This is a genomic window from Mesorhizobium sp. WSM4821 (genome assembly GCF_055901555.1).
The window spans coordinates 5,046,731-5,066,027 of sequence record NZ_CM148371.1 but is presented as its reverse complement, the minus strand read 5'-3'; the positions used below and the strand labels follow the sequence as shown (position 1 = coordinate 5,066,027).

Genomic DNA, 19,297 nt, shown 5'->3' with positions numbered 1-19,297 from the left:
GCCGGAAAGCGCCGTTGGTACGAGGGCCATGCAAGTCGCCATCTTCATCCTGATTGTGCTCGTCTTCGTCGCGGTTTCCGGGGCGCTGGTGCGGGTGCCGTTGCCGGTGCTGCAAATTGCCATAGGTGCCGCACTCGCCTGGCCGGTGAGCGGCATCCATGTCGAGATCGATCCCGAGCTTTTCCTGCTGGTGTTCATCCCGCCGCTGCTGTTCAGCGATTCGGTAGCAGCACCCAAGCGCGAGTTGCTGGTGCTGCGCGGCCCCATCCTCGACCTTGCCATCGGGCTGGTCTTCTTCACCATCGTCGGTTTCGGCTACGCCTTGCACTGGCTGGTGCCGAGCATCCCGCTGGTCGTTGCTTTCGCGCTCGCGGCCGTGCTGTCGCCCACTGACGCCGTGGCCGTATCCTCGATCGTCGACAGGAATGTGGTTCCGGCGCGGCTGATGCACATTCTGGAAGGCGAGTCGCTGCTCAACGACGCGTCGGGGCTGGTGATGTTCCGCTTCGCCGTGGCGGCAGCGCTGACCGGCAGCTTCTCCTTCGCCGCCGCATCGCTGAGTTTCCTCTATGCCGTGGCGGTCGGCATCCTGGTCGGCGTGATGGCGCTGATCGGCGCCGCCAAGACGCTGCAGCTCTTGAGCCGCATCGGCGGCGTGCCGGCCGAGGCGCAGGTGCTGGTCATGATCCTGATGCCCTTCATCGCCTATCTCGGCGCCGAACATGCCGGAGCCTCCGGCATCCTGGCGGCGGTCACCGCCGGCCTCTTGACCGGAGGTTCCAGGATTTTCCGCTATCTCGGCGTCTCGGCGCGCATGCAGGCGATGTCGCTGTGGACGACGCTGTCCTTCGTCTTCAACGGCGCGCTCTTCATCCTGCTCGGCCTGCAGCTTCCCGACATCATCCGCAAGGTGCCGCCCGAACTCACAAGCCGGCATTGGCTCATCGAGCCGGTCGCCACGGTGCTGGTCTTGACGTTGTGCCTGATCGGCCTGCGCTTCCTGTGGATCTGGGTTGGAGACATGGCGCAGCGCCTCGCTGCGCGGCTCGGCAAACGCAAGGCCGAGCCGTTCGGCCTGCGCGTGCGGCTAGCCGGTTCGGTGGCCGGCGTGCGCGGCGCCATCACGCTGGCCGGCATCCTGTCGCTGCCGCTCGCCATGCCCGACGGCTCGCCGTTTCCCGCGCGCGACGTGGTGATCTTCCTCGCCGCCGGCGTCATCATCTGCTCGCTGGTGATCGCCAGCCTCGCCCTGCCGAAGATCGCGCGCGGGCTGGTCGAGCCGGGTGAGGATCCAGGCGCTGCCGAGGAGCGGCTGGCGCGTGTCGGCGCGGCCAACGTGGCAATCGCCCGGATCGAGAGCATTGCCAATGACGGCAGCGAAGGGGAGGAGGCCGGCGCCCGGCTGGCGATAGCCGACAGCATCGTCGCCGGCTACCGGCGCCGCATTGCAGCTTCCGACGAGGCCGACGAGGCGCGCGCCGAGGCCCGCGAAGCCGGGCGGCTGGAGCTCGAACTGCGCCTCGCCGGCATCGAGGCAGAGCGCGCGGCCGTGCGCGCCATGTTTCGCAGCCGCGAAATCAACGATCATACGATGCGGGCGCTGTTTACCGAGATCACCCTCACCGAGGCCCTGCTGAAGGGCCAGCAGGCGCGGAAATAGCAACCGCGGACCAGCGCTGCCGCAATCCGGCCAGCAAATTTCGCGCTGCAAACGTGGCGGGGCAAGAGCAACTGTGTTAATGGCGCGGCAGACCCCCCGGGACCTCAAGGATAGCAAGCCATGGCAACAGCAGCGGCAGTGTCGAACAAATTCGAATCCTTCTTCGAAACCACGCTGGCCGATGCCGATCCGGAGATTTTCGGCGCGATCCGCAACGAGCTCGGCCGCCAGCGCCACGAGATCGAGCTGATCGCATCGGAAAACATCGTGTCCCGCGCCGTGCTGGAGGCGCAAGGGTCGATCATGACCAACAAATACGCCGAGGGCTATCCGGGCAAGCGCTACTATGGCGGCTGCCAGTTCGTCGACGTGGCCGAGGAACTGGCCATCGAGCGCGCCAAGAAACTCTTCGGCTGCAATTTCGCCAACGTCCAGCCGAATTCCGGCAGCCAGATGAACCAGGCGGTGTTCCTGGCGCTGCTGCAGCCCGGCGACACCTTCATGGGGCTCGACCTGAACTCGGGCGGGCATCTGACCCATGGCTCTCCGGTCAACATGAGCGGTAAATGGTTCAAGGTCGTCTCCTACGGCGTGCGCAGGGACGACCATCTGCTCGACATGGATGCGATCGAGAAGACCGCCCACGAGACCAGGCCGAAGCTGATCCTGGCCGGCGGCACCGCCTATTCGCGTGTCTGGGACTGGAAGCGCTTTCGCGAGATCGCCGACTCGATCGGTGCCTATCTGATGGTCGACATGGCCCACATCGCCGGCCTTGTCGCCGGCGGCGTGCATCCGTCGCCGCTGCCATATGCCCATGTGGTGACGACCACCACGCACAAATCGCTGCGCGGCCCACGCGGCGGCATGATCTTGTGCAACGACGAGGGCATCGCCAAGAAGATGAATTCGGCGGTGTTTCCGGGACTGCAGGGCGGGCCGCTGATGCATGTCATCGCCGCCAAGGCGGTAGCGCTCGGCGAGGCACTGAAGCCAAGCTTCAAGACCTATGCCGAGAGCGTCGCCGCCAATGCCAAGGCGCTGGCCTCCAGTCTGCAGGAGACAGGCCTCGATATCGTCTCCGGCGGCACCGACAATCATCTGATGCTGGTCGACCTCAGGCCCAAGAACGCCACCGGCAAGCGTGCCGAGGCAGCGCTTGGCCGCGCCAACATCACCTGCAACAAGAACGGCATTCCTTTCGATCCCGAAAAGCCGTTCGTCACCTCCGGTGTGCGGCTCGGCACGCCGGCCGGCACCACGCGTGGCTTCGGCCAGGCCGAGTTCCGCGAGATCGGCAAGCTGATCGCCGAGGTGCTGGACGGGCTCAAGGTCGCGAATTCCGACGAGGGCAATGCGGCCGTCGAGGCAGCGGTGAAGGCGAAGGTGGGAGCGTTGACGGATCGTTTTCCGCTCTATCCGTATCTCGGTTGACCTGACGCAGGCAGTCATCCCTTGTCGGCCGGATACAAGTGCGCGGTCCCGGAAGGAGCCTTGACGATGATACGAATTTTCCGTCTTGCCCGCTTTGGCGCTCTCGCCACAGCGAGCCTCTTGCCGCTATCCGGATTCGCCTTGGCGCAGGCTGCGTCCACCCAGGACGCGCCCGCCCAGGCGGCGCCCAGGATGGAGACCTTCGGCAAATGGTCCACCATCGTCGACGAGGTCGACACCGGCGAGGATGTGCGCAAGACCTGCGCCGCCTCGACCGCCTTTCTCGACGCGAGCGGTACCAGCGGCACCCTGACGCTCGCCATCTCGGACGGTGACGCCCTGCCGCCCGAGGGCTATCCGACCCTTGTCATCGCCATGAAAAACAAGGAACTGCCGACTGGCGAGAACATTGCGGCGGTGTTCGGGGATACCAACGGCAAGGTCAAGGCGACCGTCAAAACCATTTCGGATGGCGGCGGACGGTGGATGATGAACAATAAGACCGAGACCAGCCTGGCGCTGCTGCGTGCCATGCGCCGTGCCGGCGCGCTCGACGTCACATTCGCCGACAAGCCGGTCGCGACGGTATCGATGGATGGCTTCACCAAGGCCTATCGCAGCCTCGGCGCATCATGCGGCTTCCCGACCGATGACGTCGCGCCATGATCGGCCGGTGTTGCCGTCTGGTATGATGCTGGCAATTTTCCTTGCGCCTCGCTATCTCTGAGGCGCGAGAGGCTGGTCCCCGACACTTTGCCATTGCGGCAAAAACCTCTAAGCCTTTCGCTCACCAGAGCCGGATGATTTCAGGTCGAATCGACCTGAAATCTGAACCCGGCTCTAAATCAAATAGAAAGAGCATGATGTCGTCCGAAAACCGCTTCACACTTTTCGGCATCATGCTCTAAGAATCGCGAACCGAAGGCTTTCCATGCGCTGTCCCTACTGCCAGTCCGAAGATACGCAGGTGAAGGATTCGCGCCCCGCCGAAGACGGCGCGGCGATCCGCCGGCGGCGCGTCTGCCCCGATTGCGGCGGTCGCTTCACCACTTTCGAGCGCGTGCAGTTGCGCGACCTCGTGGTGGTGAAGAAGTCTGGACGCAAGGTGCCGTTCGACCGTGACAAGCTGCTGCGCTCGGTCGAGATCGCGGTGCGCAAGCGCAATGTCGATCCCGAGCGCATCGACCGCGCGGTGACCGGCATCGTGCGCCAGCTCGAAAGCTCGGGTGAGACCGAAGTCGCCTCGGGCGAAGTCGGTCGCCTGGTGATGGAGGCGCTGAAGTCGCTCGACGACGTCGCCTATGTGCGCTTCGCCTCGGTCTATCGCAATTTCCGCGAGGCCAAGGATTTCCACGACGTGCTGGGTGAACTGAAGGGTGACGAGCTCAAGGAAGAGGACGCCGGCTGAGCATGGCGGGGTCCGGTTGCAGCCAAGCCGAACAAGAGGTTCTTGATCGCCGCTTCATGGCGGCCGCCCTCAGGCTGTCGCGCAAGAACGCCGGGCGGACCTCGACCAATCCCTCAGTCGGCACGCTTATCGTGCGCGACGACGGCACCGGGCCGATGATCGTCGGCACCGGCGTCACCGCTGTCGGCGGCCGGCCGCATGCCGAAACCGAGGCGTTGGCCGAGGCCGGCGAGCTCGCGCGCGGCGCAACCGCCTATGTCACGTTGGAGCCCTGCGCCCATCACGGCCGCACGCCGCCTTGCGCCAATGCATTGGTCAATGCCGGCGTCGCGCGGGTGGTTGGGGCGGCGAGCGACCCCGATCCACGCGTGTCCGGCGAGGGCTACGCCATCCTGCGCGCCGCCGGTGTCGAGGTGGTCGAAAAGGTGCTCGCGGCCGAGGCCGCCGAGCAGATGGCCGGCTATATGATTCGATCTCTCAAAAAGCGCCCGGAGGTGATTCTGAAACTTGCGCTTTCCAGCGACGGCAAGATCGGTATGGAAGGCGAGGGGCAGGTTTCGATCACCGGCGACGTCGCCCGGCGCGAAGTCTACCTGATGCGGGCCGAAGTAGACGGCATATTGATCGGCATCGGCACGGCGCTGGAGGACGATCCGGCGCTGACGGTGCGGTTGCCGGGGCTGGAAAACCGTTCGCCGGCGCGCATCGTGCTCGACCGCCAGATCAGGCTGCCGGAGACGTCGAAACTGGTCGCCGGCGTCGACCGGGTTCCGCTCTACGTCGCCGCCTGCGCCGACGCCGACCCGCAACGGCGGGCCGCGCTCGAACGCGCCGGCGTGCGCTTCATCGGCACCGAGACCTATGAAGGCGATATCGCGCTGCCGGAGCTGGTCGAGGATCTGGCCGCGCTCGGCATGGCGAGCGTGCTGGTCGAGGGCGGCGCCAAGGTGGCCAAGGCCTTCCTTGCCGAAGGGCTGGTCGACCGCATCGTGCTGTTCCAGGGGCAGGAGCCGATCGGCAAGGGCGGGATTGCATCGCCCATCGACGCCAATCATATCCCGGCAGGATTTCGCAAATTGCGCGACATGCGTTTCGGCGAAGACAGTTATGCCGAGTGGATAAAACCATGATCCCAAGGTTTTTGGACAGGATCATGGTCAAACTGAAAGATAGAGTCTGATGTTTACCGGGATTGTCACCGATGTCGGCACCGTCGCCGTCGTGAAGCCGCTGAGAGAGGGCGTCGGGCTGCGCATCGATACCGCCTATGACCCGCAGACCATCGCCATCGGTGCCTCGATTTCCTGCGGCGGCGTCTGCCTGACGGTGACGGCGCTGCCGGAAAGCGGCGCCAATGCGCGCTGGTTCGAGGTGGAGGCCTGGGAAGAGGCGCTCAGGCTGACGACAGCCATGGGCTGGAAATCCGGCACCAGGATCAATCTGGAGCGGGCGCTGAAGATCGGCGACGAGCTCGGCGGCCACATTGTATCGGGCCATGTCGACGGCATGGCCGAGATCTTGGCGCGCAAGGAGGAGGGCGACGCCGTGCGCTTCACGCTGGAAGCGCCGCGCGACCTGGCCAAATTCATCGCGCCAAAGGGCTCCGTCGCGCTCGACGGCACCTCGCTCACCGTCAACAAGGTCGAAGGCACGCGCTTCGACGTGCTTTTGATCCATCACTCGCTGACGGTGACCACATGGGGCGAACGCCAGGTCGGCGACCGGGTAAACCTGGAAATCGACACCATGGCCCGCTACGCGGCGCGCCTGGTGGAAGCCACGAAAGAGGAGCTTTGAGGCAGTCTTGAAGTTTCCGGCCGTTGGCCGTACATCGTCGGCTGGAGAATGACGATGACAGCACATGCACACCGACCTCGCGGCCGTGTCCGTGGCGAACGTTTGGAAACGCGCGTTACCGCCGACCAGAAAAGCCTAATTGAACATGCTGCGGCCCTGCAGGGCCGCACGGTGACGGATTTCGTGCTGACCAGTGTGCAAGAAGCCGCCCGCAGGGCCATCGAGGAGCATCAGCGTCTCGATTTGTCTGTCCGCGACAGCCGGGCCTTCATCGATGCCCTGATCAATCCGCAGCCGGTGAACGATCGTTTGCGCGATACTGTGCGTCGGTATCGTCAGGCCACCGGCACCTGACGATTGAGCGCTTCCAAGGAGGATTCCCTTGGGGTTGAGGTGCTTGGCCCACAGCACGAAAGGACTTCGTTCGAGAGCGACGTAGAGCCGCTCGATCGATATTTCCGAATGCAGGCTGGACAGGACGCGCGCAAGAACATCGCGGCACCGTTTGTTCTTGTCCTGCCGGACGGAACCATCGCCGGCTACTACACGTTGTCGGCGACTGCCGTGGATATTGGCGAGTGGCCCGCCCAGACCATCCGCAAGCTTCCTCGCTACCCCCTCATTCCAGCGACGCTGCTTGGTCGCCTCGCCGTTGATCGGCGATATCGAGGGCAGGGCCATGGTCGCTATCTCTTGGCCGATGCACTCTCCCGGTGCGTCAGAAGCGAGATCGCCTCGTTCGCCGTTGTCGTCGATGTCAAAGGCGAAGACGCACGCCGATTCTATCAACGCGAGAGCTTTCTGCCGTTCCCAGATCAGCCAGTGAAGCTGTTCCGGCCGATGGCCGATATCGCAGAGCTGTTCAAATGAGGAAGAGACTTTGATGGACAGCAGGAAGTCCCAAGCGGAAGAGCGGCTGACGCGCGAAGCATTGGCCGATGTGGATGACGGCCCGTGTGGTGGATCACGAAGCCGTTCTTGCCTGGGCTGAAAGCCTCGGTACAGACTGCCCCGCTCTGCATCTCGCCCAAAGATGCGATAAGCCTGGCTCGTCTCCGGCAATCTTCCGCTTGCGATCAAACCGGCTTCGGCCTAAGTCACCGGCGATCCCGGAGACATCTATGGCTGGCACATCCCAACACGGCAAAGCGTTCATCCGCCCGAAGAAGAAGGCCCACCTTCTTGTCATCGAGGCGCGCTTCCACGACGATCTTGCCGACGCGCTGCTGGAAGGCGCGACAAACGCGCTCGAGGAAGCGGGCGCGACATACGATGTCGTCACCGTCCCGGGTTCGCTCGAAATTCCCGCGGTGATTTCCTTCGCGCTCGACGGCGCCGCCGAAGGCGGGCCGAGCTATGACGGTTTTGTCGCCCTCGGCACCGTCGTGCGCGGTGACACCTATCATTTCGACATCGTCGCCAATGAATCCAGCCGTGCCCTGATGGACCTCTCCGTGCAGGAAGCGGTCTGCATCGGCAACGGCATCCTGACCACCGAAAATGACGAGCAGGCCTGGACGCGGGCCAGGCGTTCGGAGGGCGACAAGGGCGGCTTTGCCGCGCGCGCGGCGCTGACTATGATTGCCCTGAAGCAACGGCTGGGAGAGCGATCGTGAGCGAACCCGCATCACCCGGCCAGCCCGCGACACGCCACGCCAACAAGCGCGGTGCTGCCCGTCTGGCCGCCGTGCAGGCGCTCTACCAGATGGATGTGGCCGGCAGCGGCATCTTCGAGATCACCGCCGAATACGAGGCATTCAGGCTCGGCAAGGAAGTCGACGGCGCGCTCTATCGCGAGGCGGACGCGCAATGGTTTCGCGCCATCCTCGCCGGCGTGGTCGAGAACCAGAAGACCATCGATCCGATCATCCGCCAGGCGCTGACCGAGGACTGGCCGTTGTCCAGGCTCGATTCGACGCTGCGCGCCATCCTGCGCGCCGGCGTTTACGAACTGATGAAGCGAGCGGACGTGCCGGTGGCCGTCATCGTTTCGGAATATGTCGATATCGCCAAGGCGTTTTACGAAGAAGACGAGCCGAAGCTGGTCAACGCGGTGCTCGATCGCGTGTCGCGCCGGGTGCGCGGCGAGGGGCGTGGCAAGGACGCCTCATGACGGCCATCGTCATCACCGATGCTGGCAGGGAAGCGCGCCGCACGGCGCTCATCCTCGCCGCTTCGCAGGCAATCATCGGTTCGGCCGCACCCATCGCCATTTCCATGGGTGGGTTGGCCGGGCACTATCTGCTTGCCGCCGACAAGTCGCTGGCGACGGCGCCGATCACCGGCTTCAACGTCGGCGTGGCGCTCGGCGCATTGCCGGCCGCCGCCATCATCCGCCGGCTCGGCCAGCGCGACGGCTTCATGACCGGAACGATCGTCACCGCGCTCGGTGGTCTGGTCGCCACGCTGGCGCTGTTCCACGCCAGCTTTTGGCTGTTCGCCTTCGGCCTGTTGGTGATCGGCATCGGCGGTGCCTTCGTCCAGCAATTCCGCTTCGCCGCCGCCGACAACGCGCCGTCAGAATTCAAGGCGCGCGCGATTTCCTTCGTGCTGGCCGGCGGCATCGTCACCGCCATCCTTGGGCCGCAGATCGTCATCTTCACCCGCGAATTGTTTGCGCCGGTGATGTTTGCCGGCTCGTTCGCATCCATCCTGGTTCTGGCGGCGGTCGGGGCCGTCATCCTGTCGTTCCTGCGCATCCCGGCCAAGGCAACGGGCAAAGTGGAAATCGCCGACGGCGACGCGCGGCCGCTCTCCGAGATCGTGACAAGGCCGCGGTTCGTGGCGGCGCTGTTTTGCGCCGTCGGCAGCTACGCGCTGATGAGCTTCGTCATGACCGGCGCACCGCTGGCCATGGTCGGCTGCGGCCTGTCGACGGACGATGCCACGCTCGGCATTTCCTGGCACGTCATGGCGATGTTCGCGCCGAGCTTTTTCACCGGCTCGCTGATCCATCGCTTCGGCGCCGAACGGATCGTCGCCACCGGACTTGTGTTGCTGATCGGCTGCGCCGTGATAGCGCTCTCGGGCCTGGCGTTGTGGCAGTTCTGGACCCCGCTGATCCTGCTCGGGCTCGGCTGGAATTTCGGCTTCATCGGCGCTACCGCCATGGTCGCCGACAGCTACCGGCCATCCGAAAAGGGCAAGGTCCAGGGTTTTCACGACTTCGTCCTGTTCGGCTCCGTCGCCTTCGCCTCGCTGATGTCGGGCGCCGTCTACAATGCCTGGGGCTGGGACATGCTGAACTGGATCATCTTCCCGGTGACGGTGCTGTGCTTCGTGGCACTGGGCGTGTTGAAGATGACGAACGCGCGGCAGACCAACGCATGACCCCGAACCAAAGGTCCAGAAAGGATCATGCGCAAAGTGCTATCATGCTGGCAGGGCTGATATTCGTCGTCCAGCCCGACGGCGACCTGCGCAAACGCTGACGACCGCCAGCCGATTTCAATCGATCTAATTGGGTGGCAGTGCTGGCGAACATGTCGCCGCCCATGGCTTTTGGGCGAAAGCCGGGCAAAAACCGAACAATATCTTGACGTTCGCAACCCTGTTTCGCATAAGCCGGTGCGAAGGGAGCGGATTCCGCGCGCGGAATCCGCTTTCCGTCTCAACGGCCCAGGGAGGGGTTCTTTTGGGCCATCAATCGAGGAAAATTCGGCAATGACCATAATTTTCGCTGTCATCGCCTGCGGCCTGCTTTCAGTCCTTTACGCCATCTGGGCGACACGTTCGGTCCTTGCGGCCGATCAGGGCAATCAGCGTATGCAGGAAATCTCCGCGGCCATCCGCGAAGGCGCGCAGGCCTATCTGGCGCGCCAGTACACGACCATCGCCATCGTCGGCGTCGTGGTGCTGCTGCTCGCGTGGTGGCTGCTTTCGATCAGCGCCGCCATAGGCTTCCTGATCGGCGCCGTTTTGTCGGGCGCCGCCGGCTTCATCGGCATGCACGTCTCGGTGCGCGCCAATGTCCGCACCGCGCAGGCGGCTTCCAACAGCCTCGCGGCCGGCCTAGAGATCGCCTTCAAGTCGGGCGCCATCACCGGCATGCTGGTCGCTGGCCTGGCCCTGCTCGGCGTCTCGATCTACTACCTGATCCTGACCCAGTTCATGGGCCTTCAGCCCGACGACCGTATCGTCATCGACGCGCTGGTTTCGCTCGGCTTCGGCGCTTCGCTGATCTCGATCTTCGCCCGTCTCGGCGGCGGCATCTTCACCAAGGGGGCCGACGTCGGCGGCGATCTCGTCGGCAAGGTCGAAGCCGGCATTCCCGAAGACGATCCACGCAATCCGGCCACCATCGCCGACAATGTCGGCGACAATGTCGGCGACTGCGCCGGCATGGCCGCCGACCTGTTCGAGACCTATGCGGTGACCGTGGTCGCCACCATGGTCCTCGCCGCCATCTTCTTCGGCGGCACCGCCGTTCTCGGCGCCACGATGCTCTATCCGCTGGCCATCTGCGGCGCTTGCATCCTGACTTCGATCGTCGGCACTTTCTTCGTCAAGCTCGGCTCCAACGGCTCGATCATGGGCGCGCTCTACAAGGGGTTGATCGTTACCGGCCTGTTGTCGATCGTCGGGCTCGGCGGCGCCACCTCGTTGACGCTTGGCTGGGGCGAGATCGGCACGGTCGCCGGCATGGCCATCACCGGCAAGAACCTGTTCATCTGCGGCCTGATCGGTCTCGCGGTGACCGGCCTCATCGTGGTGATCACCGAATATTATACCGGCACCGACAAGCGCCCGGTGAACTCCATCGCCCAGGCTTCGGTCACCGGTCACGGCACCAACGTCATCCAGGGCCTTGCGGTCTCGCTGGAATCGACGGCGCTTCCGGCGATCGTTATCGTCGGCGGCATCATATCGACCTACCAGCTCGCCGGCCTCTACGGCACGGCGATCGCGGTCACAACGATGCTCGGCCTCGCCGGCATGATCGTCGCGCTCGACGCCTTCGGCCCGGTCACCGACAATGCCGGCGGCATTGCCGAAATGGCCGGCTTGCCCAAGGAAGTGCGCCAATCCACCGATGCGCTCGACGCAGTCGGCAACACCACCAAGGCGGTGACCAAGGGTTACGCCATCGGTTCGGCCGGCCTCGGCGCTCTGGTGCTGTTCGCAGCCTACTCCAACGACCTGAAGTTCTTTGCCGCCAATGGCGACAGATATCCATACTTCCAAGGCATGGGCGAAGTCTCTTTCGACCTCTCCAATCCCTACGTCGTTGCCGGTCTCATCTTCGGCGGCATGATCCCGTATTTGTTCGGCGGCATCGCCATGACGGCCGTCGGCCGCGCGGCAGGCGCCATCGTCGAGGAGGTGCGCAAGCAGTTCCGCGAGGATCCGGGCATCATGGCCGGCACCTCGAAGCCAAACTATGCGCGTGCGGTCGACCTTCTGACCAAGGCGGCGATCCGGGAAATGATCATTCCGTCGCTGCTGCCGGTGCTGGCGCCGCTGGTCGTCTATTTCGGCGTGCTGCTGATCTCGGGCTCGAAGGCGTCCGCCTTTGCAGCACTTGGCGCCTCGCTGCTCGGCGTCATCGTCAACGGCCTGTTCGTCGCCATCTCGATGACCTCCGGCGGCGGCGCCTGGGACAACGCGAAAAAATCGTTCGAGGACGGCTTCACCGACAAGAACGGCGTCAAGCACCTCAAGGGCTCCGAGGCGCACAAGGCCTCGGTGACCGGTGACACGGTCGGCGATCCCTACAAGGACACCGCCGGTCCGGCAGTCAACCCGGCGATCAAGATCACCAACATCGTCGCCCTGCTGCTGCTGGCCGTGCTCGCGCACGGCTGAGCCCGCTCGGCCTTTCCAGAGCCGAAATCCACAACCAAACCCGCGGGAGCGATCCCGCGGGTCTTGTTTTTGATGTTGTGACGGGTCCGGGTGCATTCAAGCGTCGGAGGTTCGAAACCTGCGGCAATGCTGCTGTCTCGAAAACAAAAACCCGCAGGATCGCTCCCGCGGGTTTTCGGTCGCCTGAGATGGGTACTGCTTCCAGCGAAGCAGGAAAGGAGAAAGGAAGAGGAGCTGATTCTGTCCGGAGGGATCAGGTGCCGCCGGGCGTGCTGCCGCCGCCGCCGGGGAGGCCAGGCGCCAGCTTGCTGGCGCCGTTGATGATCTGGCTGAGGAAGTTCTGGTCCTTGCCGCCGGTCGGCGTGGTCCGAGAGATGAAGTCGAACACCTTGCCGTCCTTCAAGCCGTAATTGGCGATCTGGGAGACGCGTCCGTCCTCGCCGAAATAGACGGCCAGCACCTTCTGATCGACCAGCCTCGGCTTGTCGAAGGCGACGTAACGCTTGCGCGTCTGCGATATGTAATAGAAGGCCTCATTGTCGAACGTCGCCTTCGTCGACGGGGTGCCGAGCGCCAGAAGCACCTGTTCGCGGCTCGAGCCTACCGGCACCAGGTCGATCGCCTGCTGGTCGATGACATAGCCCTGCGTCAGCGTCTCGCTGGGATTGAGATCGCCGATCATCTTGGACGAGTTGCAGGCGGAAAGCGCCGAAGCGATCACCAGCACCGAGACAACGCCGGCGGAGCCGGGCAGAAAAGTCGACTTGAATTTCAGCGCGCGCAACTACAACTCCATTAGCTGGCCGCAACTTGCGCTGGGCCGCAAAACCGGTAAACCAGCTTGCTCGCCGATGCAACAAGGCCAATTCAACAAACGGTCCCCAGGAGACCACCCTCAATGTTCCAGCGCCTTTTTGGCCGCGAGCGTCACGCCAACCGCGCTATCACCGAGGCGCTTTACGCACAAATCGTGGCAGCGGCGCGGCAGACTTTGTTTTATTCCGAGTGGAATGTGCCGGATACCCCGCTTGGCCGCTTCGAGATGCTGTCGCTGCACATGTTCCTGTTCCAGCACCGGCTGCGCGGGGAGGGCGGTGTTGCAGGCGAGGTCGCGCAGGTGCTGATCGACGAGTTCTTCATGGATGTCGAGGATTCGCTGCGGGAACTGGGCATCGGCGACGTCGGTGTGCCGAAGCGCATGAAGAAACTGGCGAAGATGTTCTATGGCCGCACCGCCGCCTATGACGATGCGCTGGAACGAAATGACCATGATGCACTCGCTGCAGCCCTTGCCCGCAATGTCAGGCCTGATGCCGGCGCCTGGCCGCAAGCAACGCATCTGGCCGGCTATGTCGCCGTCGTCTCCAGACAACTCGCGGAACAGCCGACCGAATCGATTGTTTCCGGCACGGTGGCATTCCCCGCCGCCAAGACTATCTAAGGAAAAGATGAAAAACGCCGATACCAAGAGCCCCGTGTCCTTCGTGGCCAATGTCGCCCGGCTGCCGCAAAAGGGGCTGCCGGTGGTGATCGAGGCCGACGCCGCGCAGCGTGCCGCGCTGGCAAGCGAGCATGAGTTGCTTTCGGTCGAGAGCTACCGCGCCGAGCTGCTGGTGGCGCCATGGAAACGCAATGGCGTCACGGTCAGCGGCCGTGTCGAAGCCGACATCACCCAGGCCTGCATCGTCACCCTAGACCCGGTCGAGGCGCATATCGACGAGGCGGTCGACGGACTGTTCCTGCCGGAGCAGTCCAAGCTCGGGCGGCAGGGTTTCGAGGGCGGCGGCGAGATTCTGCTCGATGCCGAAGGGCCGGACAGCCCGGAAACATTTTCCGGCAACACGATCGATGTCGGGGCGCTCGCCGAACAGTTCTTTGGACTGGCGATCGATCCCTATCCGCGCAAGCAAGGCGTGTCGCTGGAGGCTGCCGACGATGCCGGGACTGCGGAAAGCGAATTCCAGCAAAAGCTGCGTTCCCTGCTTGGAAAATCCTGAAACCCGACCCAATCGGAGAAAAGCCGGTTGTGCGGCAGCCTAAAACCGCTATTTTCGCCGAACCTTCGCGAGCCCCGAACCGTCGCAAGCGCCAGGCGCTCGCTCAAACTGTGAGATGATTACCGCGTGATCAGGATTTCCATCGATGCCATGGGCGGCGATCACGGACCAAGCGTGGTCATCCCGGCGCTCATGACGGTCGCGACCCGACGTCCCGACATCCGCTTCGTCATATATGGTCGCGAGGAGGCGGTGCGCCCCGAACTCGCAAAATTCCCCAAGCTGGCGGCAGTGAGCGAGTTCATCCACTGCGAGATAGCGGTCAGCATGGACGACAAGCCGAGCCAGGCGCTGCGCCATGGCCGCTGGAAATCGTCGATGTGGAAAGCGGTCGAGGCAGTCAAGGCAGGCACTGCCGATGCCTGCGTCTCGGCCGGCAACACCGGTGCTTTGATGGCGATGTCGAAATTCTGCCTTCGCACCATGGCGACCATCGACCGCCCGGCGATCGCGGCGCTCTGGCCGACATTGCGGGGCGAAAGCGTGGTGCTGGACGTCGGCGCCACCATCGGCGCGGATGCGCATCAACTGATTGATTTCGCCATTCTGGGAACCGGCATGGCGCGCTCGGTTTTCGGCATCGAACGGCCGAGCGTCGGCCTGCTCAATGTCGGCGTGGAGGAGATCAAGGGCCAGGAAGAGGTCAAGGAGGCGGGCCGCATGTTGCGCGAGGCCAACATGGCCTCGATGAACTACCATGGTTTCGTCGAGGGCGACGATATCGGCAAGGGCGCTGTCGACGTGGTGGTCACCGAAGGATTTGCCGGCAACATCGCGCTGAAGACGGCGGAAGGCACGGTAAGACAGATCGCCGGTTACCTGCGTGCCGCGATGAACCGGACGCTGATGGCCAGGATCGGCTATATATTCGCCAAGGGCGCCTTCGATCGCCTGCGCGAGAAGATGGATGTCGGCCGCTCCAACGGCGGCGTTTTCCTGGGACTGAACGGCATCGTGGTGAAGAGCCATGGCGGGGCTGATTCGGATGGCTTCGCGGCAGCAATCGAGCTTGGCTACGACATGGTGCGCAACAATCTGCTCGATCGCATCGAAGCCGATCTCGACCTGTTCCATGCGCGCAATCCGCATGCCCAGACATCCAGAAAATCCGACGTCGTTGCCGACGCGAAGGAATAGGACAGAGCCTTGATCAGATCAGTCGTGCGCGGCACAGGCGCCGCGCTGCCCCGCCGCATCATGAAGAATGCCGATTTCGAAGGCATGGTCGAGACCTCCGACGAGTGGATCGCCCAGCGCACCGGCATCCGCCAGCGCCATATCGCGGCCGACGACGAGACGACGGCTTCGCTCGGCGAGGCGGCGGCGCGCGCGGCCCTCGACAATGCCGGCCTGACGCCCGCCGACATCGATCTGATCGTGCTGGCGACCTCGACGCCCAACAACACGTTTCCGGCGACCGCCGTCGACATCCAGAACCGGCTCGGCATGCATCACGGCTTCGCCTTCGACCTGCAGGCGGTGTGCTCCGGCTTCGTCTACGCGGTGACGACCGCCGACCTCTATATCCGTGGCGGCCTGGCCAAACGCGTGCTGGTGATCGGCTCGGAAACCTTCTCGCGCATCCTCGACTGGAGCGACCGCTCGACCTGCGTCCTGTTTGGCGACGGCGCCGGCGCGATGATACTGGAGGCAGGAGAGGGGACGGGCAGCATTGCCGACCGCGGCGTGCTGGCGGCCAGCCTGCGCTCCGACGGGACCCACAAGGACAAGCTGTTCGTCGATGGCGGACCATCGACGACCGGAACGGTGGGCTATCTCAGGATGGAAGGCCGCGAAGTGTTCAAGCACGCGGTGGGAATGATCACCGACGTCATCGAGGCGACGTTCTCGGCTGTCGGCATCACCGCTGAGGATCTCGACTGGTTCGTGCCGCATCAGGCCAACAAACGAATTATCGACGCTTCCGCCAAAAAGCTCGGAATAGCAGAGCAAAAGGTGGTGGTTACGGTCGATTTGCACGGCAACACCTCGGCTGCTTCCGTGCCGCTGGCTCTGTCGGTGGCCGTCGCCGACGGCCGCATCAAGAAGGGTGACCTGGTGTTGCTCGAGGCGATGGGCGGGGGCTTCACCTGGGGCGCGGTCTTGGTTCGCTGGTAAGTGCCGAACTGACAGGTTCGGTCCTTGACCTTGCCGGATCAATTACTTAGGCTCTGCCTTTGCTTGTATCGATTTATGTTTTTGAGCTGATGGGACGGTTCGCATGGGGGGAAAGACACTTACGCGCGCCGACCTTGCCGAAGCCGTTTACCGCAAGGTTGGCCTGTCGCGTACTGAATCGGCGGAACTCGTCGAAGCGGTTCTGGACGAGATTTGCGAAGCGATCGTTCGCGGCGAGACGGTGAAATTATCGTCGTTCGCGACGTTCCATGTCCGCTCCAAGAACGAGCGCATCGGGCGCAATCCCAAAACCGGCGAGGAAGTGCCGATCCTGCCGCGCCGCGTGATGACCTTCAAATCGTCGAATGTGCTGAAGAATCGCATCCTGCGCGCCCACCAGAACAGCAAGGCTAAGGGCGGTAAGTAGCGCCTGCTTTCAAGACTTCGGTTGAAAACAGCCGCCCCCTTTGACGCCGGGCTTGAATATTGTTTCATAAACCGCTGAAATAAAGCCCGATTCGGCAGGACAGGCCGGATCGGAATGACTCTTTGTTGAGCATGGTGTTGTCCGAAAACCGATTCCACTTTTCGGGATCATGCTCCAGCGTGAGGATTTCGCCCATGGACAAGAGCCCCGATGCTTTCCGCACCATCAGTGAGGTCGCGGAAGATCTCGACCTGCCGCAGCACGTGCTGCGTTTCTGGGAAACGCGTTTCAATCAGATCAAGCCGATGAAGCGCGGCGGCGGCCGTCGCTACTACCGGCCGCAGGATGTCGAACTCATCAAAGGCATCCGCCACATGCTCTACGACCAGGGCTACACGATCAAGGGCGTGCAGAAGCTGCTGCGCGAGAACGGGAACCATTTCCTGGTCGCCATCGGCAATGGCGACATGGCGGCCGTCGAGGCGATCGCGCAACGCCGGCAGGCCGACGCTGTGCCGCTGACGCCGGCTGCCCAGCCGCGCGGCGCGGATGACGAGATGCTGGTCGGCGAGCCCAAGGTGAAACCCAGCCGGCGCTTTTTCGGCCTGGGCAAGACCGACGACGAAGGCCCGGTGCAGCCGGGCACGTCGAAACTCTCGCGCGACAATCGTGCCTTGCTGCAGGAAGCGCTGTTCGACCTTCTGGAATGCAAGCGCCTGCTCGACCAGGTGCGCTAGCGCATGACCCCGAAAATCGAAATCTGTTTGGGAAAGGATCATGCGCAAAGTTAAAGTGCTACAAGCGCTTTAAGCGCCGATCGATCGCCGGCAGATGTCGGAACTGCTTTTGGAATCATGCGTTCTTTCCGCAAAAGGAAGGACGTACATCATGGCATTATTTTCGACCCTCTCCGAAATCGATCTCGAAAAGCAGGTCGCGGCCCTCTCCAGGGAGCTGGCGGCGCTGAGGAAAGCCGTGTCCAGGCGGGGCGGTTCCTACTACGAGGATGGGCGTGAGGCCGCATCGGACTATTACTCGGATATTGCCGAGCGCTTCAGTAACGCTCTGCCCGCGATCCGGAGGCAAGGCAGGGCGGTCGAGAAGACGGCGCGCGACCATCCGGCGACAGCGGCTGCTGTCGGGCTGGTTGTGGTCGGGCTTATCGCAAGTCTGTTGCTCAGCCGACAGCAGAGAACGTCGCGACCGACATCGAGATCGGCTCGTTGAGACAAACGGAAATGGCGGCCGTCCCGCGGACGACCGCCATTTCTTGTCAGTGACAGTCGATCAGCGCGCGAGCTTGAGCCGGCTCTTCGGGTCGACTTTCATGACCTGGCTGCACTTGCCGTAGACGGTGCCGTTGGAGTCGGTGGCGTCGGTGTATGTGCCCTTGCAGTCGAGCTGCAGCACCAGACAGTGGCCGGCGCCCTTACAAACCGCGCCGCCGTTGCCGGTGGGATGTGTGCCGTTGGCGAAGGCCGAACTCGGAACGGAAATCGAGCCGAATGCCGAGACGGCGATGGCAGCGGCGAGCGAAAGGCGCTTGAAGTTCGAGATATTGGTCATTTGAGCATTTCCTTCTCTGGATCGAGGACCGCCGTCCTGGCGTCCTTCTGGTTGGGGACCGCCTTCTTGGCGTCCATGCCATCTTGGTGCGGCTCTCAGAGGAAAGGTTCACACGGCTTCAAAAAAATTCGCGGCGCCTGATGCGTTTGCGCCTGCATCAACTTCCCGCCGCTGATCCGATCTCTCGAAACGGGCTGGTGGCGAGGGACAGTCGCTTGACAGGCGAGCGGCTCGGAGCCGTCGAACGAGTCGGCGATCGACCAGTCAAAAGAACCTGCTCGGAATGGCATCCCGCGTCGGCGTCGCTGCGGCCTATGCCGGGGGCTGCGCCGGTCGGTATCACGATGCCGTGACGGTTTTTTTGGTGCTTGGCAAATCGTTAATGTCCGGGCATTCTCGCATCCGTCCCAGGCAACATCATTATTTGATCAAACTCTTTCAGCCCATGGAGTTGCCAATGCCCCACATAGCAAAAAAAGAACCCTTCTCCGAACTGGCGGCAATCGAAGCCGCACCTGATCACAGCGCCCTCAGAGCCATCCGGGAAACCAGGGGATACAGCATGGAAGAGCTATCTCTGACGTGCGGCCTGGCGATCGATGAGATCGCGGACATCGAAAACGGCAGGAATGCCGACCCGTCGAAGCTTCGACGAATAGCGTCTGCGCTTCGACTGCCGGAAAACGCGCTGATCGATACAGCCGTGCTTGCACAACCCGCGGAAAATCGACCCATCTCATAGCAGCAACACCAGTGGGGTCGGAGCGGCCGAATTCGAACCGGCGAGCTCTCGATCCCCGGATCTGATGGCCGTTTTGTGGCCGTCCAACGGCGGCGGCCGCCTTCGAGAAGGGGGGCGGCCTGCCGCATCATGGTCGGTGGGGTTGCGTCCCAGGTAAACTGGTGCCGACAGCAAATGAACGGCGAAGAACCATGCGGCATCAAATGGCTGGGTTCGAAACCGCGCGGCTTGAGCTCCGATTCCTTGACTGCAGCGCGTCCGTGTCCTCCACGCCCAGGAAGCC

Annotated in this window: 23 protein-coding genes; 20 read left to right on the top strand and 3 right to left on the bottom strand. The window is 63.4% G+C overall.

What is annotated here, in order from left to right; genetic code table 11:
- Positions 1–28: 28 nt before the first annotated feature.
- The 12 genes from AC0NID_RS24780 to AC0NID_RS24725 all read left to right on the top strand — a co-directional run bounded on the left by AC0NID_RS24780 (position 29) and on the right by AC0NID_RS24725 (position 12,104).
- A complete protein-coding gene (locus tag AC0NID_RS24780) occupies positions 29–1,660 on the top strand; it encodes a Na+/H+ antiporter (RefSeq protein WP_473452942.1) in 1,632 nt (543 codons plus the stop codon).
- Between the two features lie 120 nt (positions 1,661–1,780).
- Positions 1,781–3,094: a serine hydroxymethyltransferase gene (gene glyA, locus AC0NID_RS24775; RefSeq protein WP_473452943.1), complete on the top strand. Its 1,314-nt coding sequence runs from the start codon at positions 1,781–1,783 to the stop codon at positions 3,092–3,094.
- Positions 3,095–3,160: 66 nt separating this feature from the next.
- The gene (locus AC0NID_RS24770) at positions 3,161–3,760 is read left to right on the top strand and encodes an invasion associated locus B family protein (protein ID WP_473452944.1); all 600 of its coding nucleotides are present in this window, start codon (positions 3,161–3,163) and stop codon (positions 3,758–3,760) included.
- A gap of 265 nt (positions 3,761–4,025) precedes the next feature.
- Positions 4,026–4,502: a transcriptional regulator NrdR gene (gene nrdR / locus AC0NID_RS24765; RefSeq protein ID WP_023798407.1), complete on the top strand. Its 477-nt coding sequence runs from the start codon at positions 4,026–4,028 to the stop codon at positions 4,500–4,502.
- A gap of 2 nt (positions 4,503–4,504) precedes the next feature.
- The gene (ribD, locus tag AC0NID_RS24760) at positions 4,505–5,632 is read left to right on the top strand and encodes a bifunctional diaminohydroxyphosphoribosylaminopyrimidine deaminase/5-amino-6-(5-phosphoribosylamino)uracil reductase RibD (RefSeq protein WP_473452945.1); all 1,128 of its coding nucleotides are present in this window, start codon (positions 4,505–4,507) and stop codon (positions 5,630–5,632) included.
- Positions 5,633–5,681: 49 nt separating this feature from the next.
- A complete protein-coding gene (locus tag AC0NID_RS24755) occupies positions 5,682–6,299 on the top strand; it encodes a riboflavin synthase (protein ID WP_473452946.1) in 618 nt (205 codons plus the stop codon).
- A 48-nt stretch (positions 6,300–6,347) separates the two neighbouring features.
- Positions 6,348–6,653 carry a type II toxin-antitoxin system TacA family antitoxin gene (locus AC0NID_RS24750; protein ID WP_473452948.1) on the top strand — a complete coding sequence of 102 codons (306 nt, stop codon included), beginning with the start codon at positions 6,348–6,350 and terminating at the stop codon, positions 6,651–6,653.
- A 3-nt stretch (positions 6,654–6,656) separates the two neighbouring features.
- Positions 6,657–7,169, top strand: coding sequence for a GNAT family N-acetyltransferase (locus tag AC0NID_RS24745; protein ID WP_473452949.1), 513 nt, complete (start codon positions 6,657–6,659; stop codon positions 7,167–7,169).
- A gap of 251 nt (positions 7,170–7,420) precedes the next feature.
- Positions 7,421–7,915, top strand: coding sequence for a 6,7-dimethyl-8-ribityllumazine synthase (gene ribH, locus AC0NID_RS24740; RefSeq protein WP_473452950.1), 495 nt, complete (start codon positions 7,421–7,423; stop codon positions 7,913–7,915).
- The gene (gene nusB, locus AC0NID_RS24735; protein WP_473452951.1) at positions 7,912–8,412 is read left to right on the top strand and encodes a transcription antitermination factor NusB; all 501 of its coding nucleotides are present in this window, start codon (positions 7,912–7,914) and stop codon (positions 8,410–8,412) included. Before ribH ends, nusB begins: the two co-directional genes overlap by 4 nt.
- Positions 8,409–9,629 carry an MFS transporter gene (locus AC0NID_RS24730; protein WP_473452952.1) on the top strand — a complete coding sequence of 407 codons (1,221 nt, stop codon included), beginning with the start codon at positions 8,409–8,411 and terminating at the stop codon, positions 9,627–9,629. Before nusB ends, AC0NID_RS24730 begins: the two co-directional genes overlap by 4 nt.
- A 333-nt stretch (positions 9,630–9,962) precedes the next feature.
- Positions 9,963–12,104 (top strand): sodium-translocating pyrophosphatase, encoded by a 2,142-nt coding sequence (locus AC0NID_RS24725; protein ID WP_473452953.1) that lies wholly within the window; start codon positions 9,963–9,965, stop codon positions 12,102–12,104.
- Positions 12,105–12,357: 253 nt separating this feature from the next.
- Here AC0NID_RS24725 and AC0NID_RS24720 read toward each other — a convergent pair whose 3' ends face one another.
- A complete protein-coding gene (locus tag AC0NID_RS24720) occupies positions 12,358–12,888 on the bottom strand; it encodes an outer membrane protein assembly factor BamE (protein WP_473452954.1) in 531 nt (176 codons plus the stop codon).
- 114 nt (positions 12,889–13,002) lie between these two features.
- Between AC0NID_RS24720 and AC0NID_RS24715 the strand changes: the two genes are divergently transcribed.
- The 5 genes from AC0NID_RS24715 (at position 13,003) to AC0NID_RS24695 (ending at position 16,706) form a co-directional block, all read left to right on the top strand.
- A complete protein-coding gene (locus tag AC0NID_RS24715) occupies positions 13,003–13,545 on the top strand; it encodes a ubiquinol-cytochrome C chaperone family protein (RefSeq protein ID WP_473452955.1) in 543 nt (180 codons plus the stop codon).
- 7 nt (positions 13,546–13,552) lie between these two features.
- Positions 13,553–14,101 carry a YceD family protein gene (locus AC0NID_RS24710; protein ID WP_473452956.1) on the top strand — a complete coding sequence of 183 codons (549 nt, stop codon included), beginning with the start codon at positions 13,553–13,555 and terminating at the stop codon, positions 14,099–14,101.
- 126 nt (positions 14,102–14,227) lie between these two features.
- Positions 14,228–15,298 carry a phosphate acyltransferase PlsX gene (gene plsX / locus AC0NID_RS24705; protein WP_145720832.1) on the top strand — a complete coding sequence of 357 codons (1,071 nt, stop codon included), beginning with the start codon at positions 14,228–14,230 and terminating at the stop codon, positions 15,296–15,298.
- A gap of 9 nt (positions 15,299–15,307) precedes the next feature.
- Positions 15,308–16,279, top strand: coding sequence for a beta-ketoacyl-ACP synthase III (locus tag AC0NID_RS24700; RefSeq protein WP_473452957.1), 972 nt, complete (start codon positions 15,308–15,310; stop codon positions 16,277–16,279).
- Between the two features lie 103 nt (positions 16,280–16,382).
- A complete protein-coding gene (locus tag AC0NID_RS24695; RefSeq protein WP_126041188.1) occupies positions 16,383–16,706 on the top strand; it encodes an integration host factor subunit alpha in 324 nt (107 codons plus the stop codon).
- Between the two features lie 64 nt (positions 16,707–16,770).
- Here AC0NID_RS24695 and AC0NID_RS24690 read toward each other — a convergent pair whose 3' ends face one another.
- The gene (locus AC0NID_RS24690) at positions 16,771–16,902 is read right to left on the bottom strand and encodes a hypothetical protein (protein WP_473452958.1); all 132 of its coding nucleotides are present in this window, start codon (positions 16,900–16,902) and stop codon (positions 16,771–16,773) included.
- Here AC0NID_RS24690 and AC0NID_RS24685 point away from each other — a divergent pair.
- Both AC0NID_RS24685 and AC0NID_RS24680 read left to right on the top strand, forming a co-directional pair.
- Entirely contained in the window at positions 16,901–17,443 is a 543-nt protein-coding gene (locus AC0NID_RS24685) for a MerR family transcriptional regulator (RefSeq protein WP_145720830.1), read from the top strand. The genes AC0NID_RS24690 and AC0NID_RS24685 overlap by 2 nt on opposite strands.
- Before the next feature lie 151 nt (positions 17,444–17,594).
- Positions 17,595–17,933 carry a hypothetical protein gene (locus AC0NID_RS24680; protein WP_473452960.1) on the top strand — a complete coding sequence of 113 codons (339 nt, stop codon included), beginning with the start codon at positions 17,595–17,597 and terminating at the stop codon, positions 17,931–17,933.
- 60 nt (positions 17,934–17,993) lie between these two features.
- Here the strand turns inward: AC0NID_RS24680 and AC0NID_RS24675 are convergent, their stop codons facing one another.
- Positions 17,994–18,272: a hypothetical protein gene (locus AC0NID_RS24675; protein ID WP_473452961.1), complete on the bottom strand. Its 279-nt coding sequence runs from the start codon at positions 18,270–18,272 to the stop codon at positions 17,994–17,996.
- 283 nt (positions 18,273–18,555) lie between these two features.
- On the opposite strand from AC0NID_RS24675, the gene AC0NID_RS24670 reads away from it, so the two are divergent.
- On the top strand, positions 18,556–19,014 hold the full coding sequence (locus tag AC0NID_RS24670) for a helix-turn-helix domain-containing protein (RefSeq protein ID WP_473452962.1): 459 nt from the start codon (positions 18,556–18,558) through the stop codon (positions 19,012–19,014).
- Positions 19,015–19,297 lie beyond the last annotated feature (283 nt).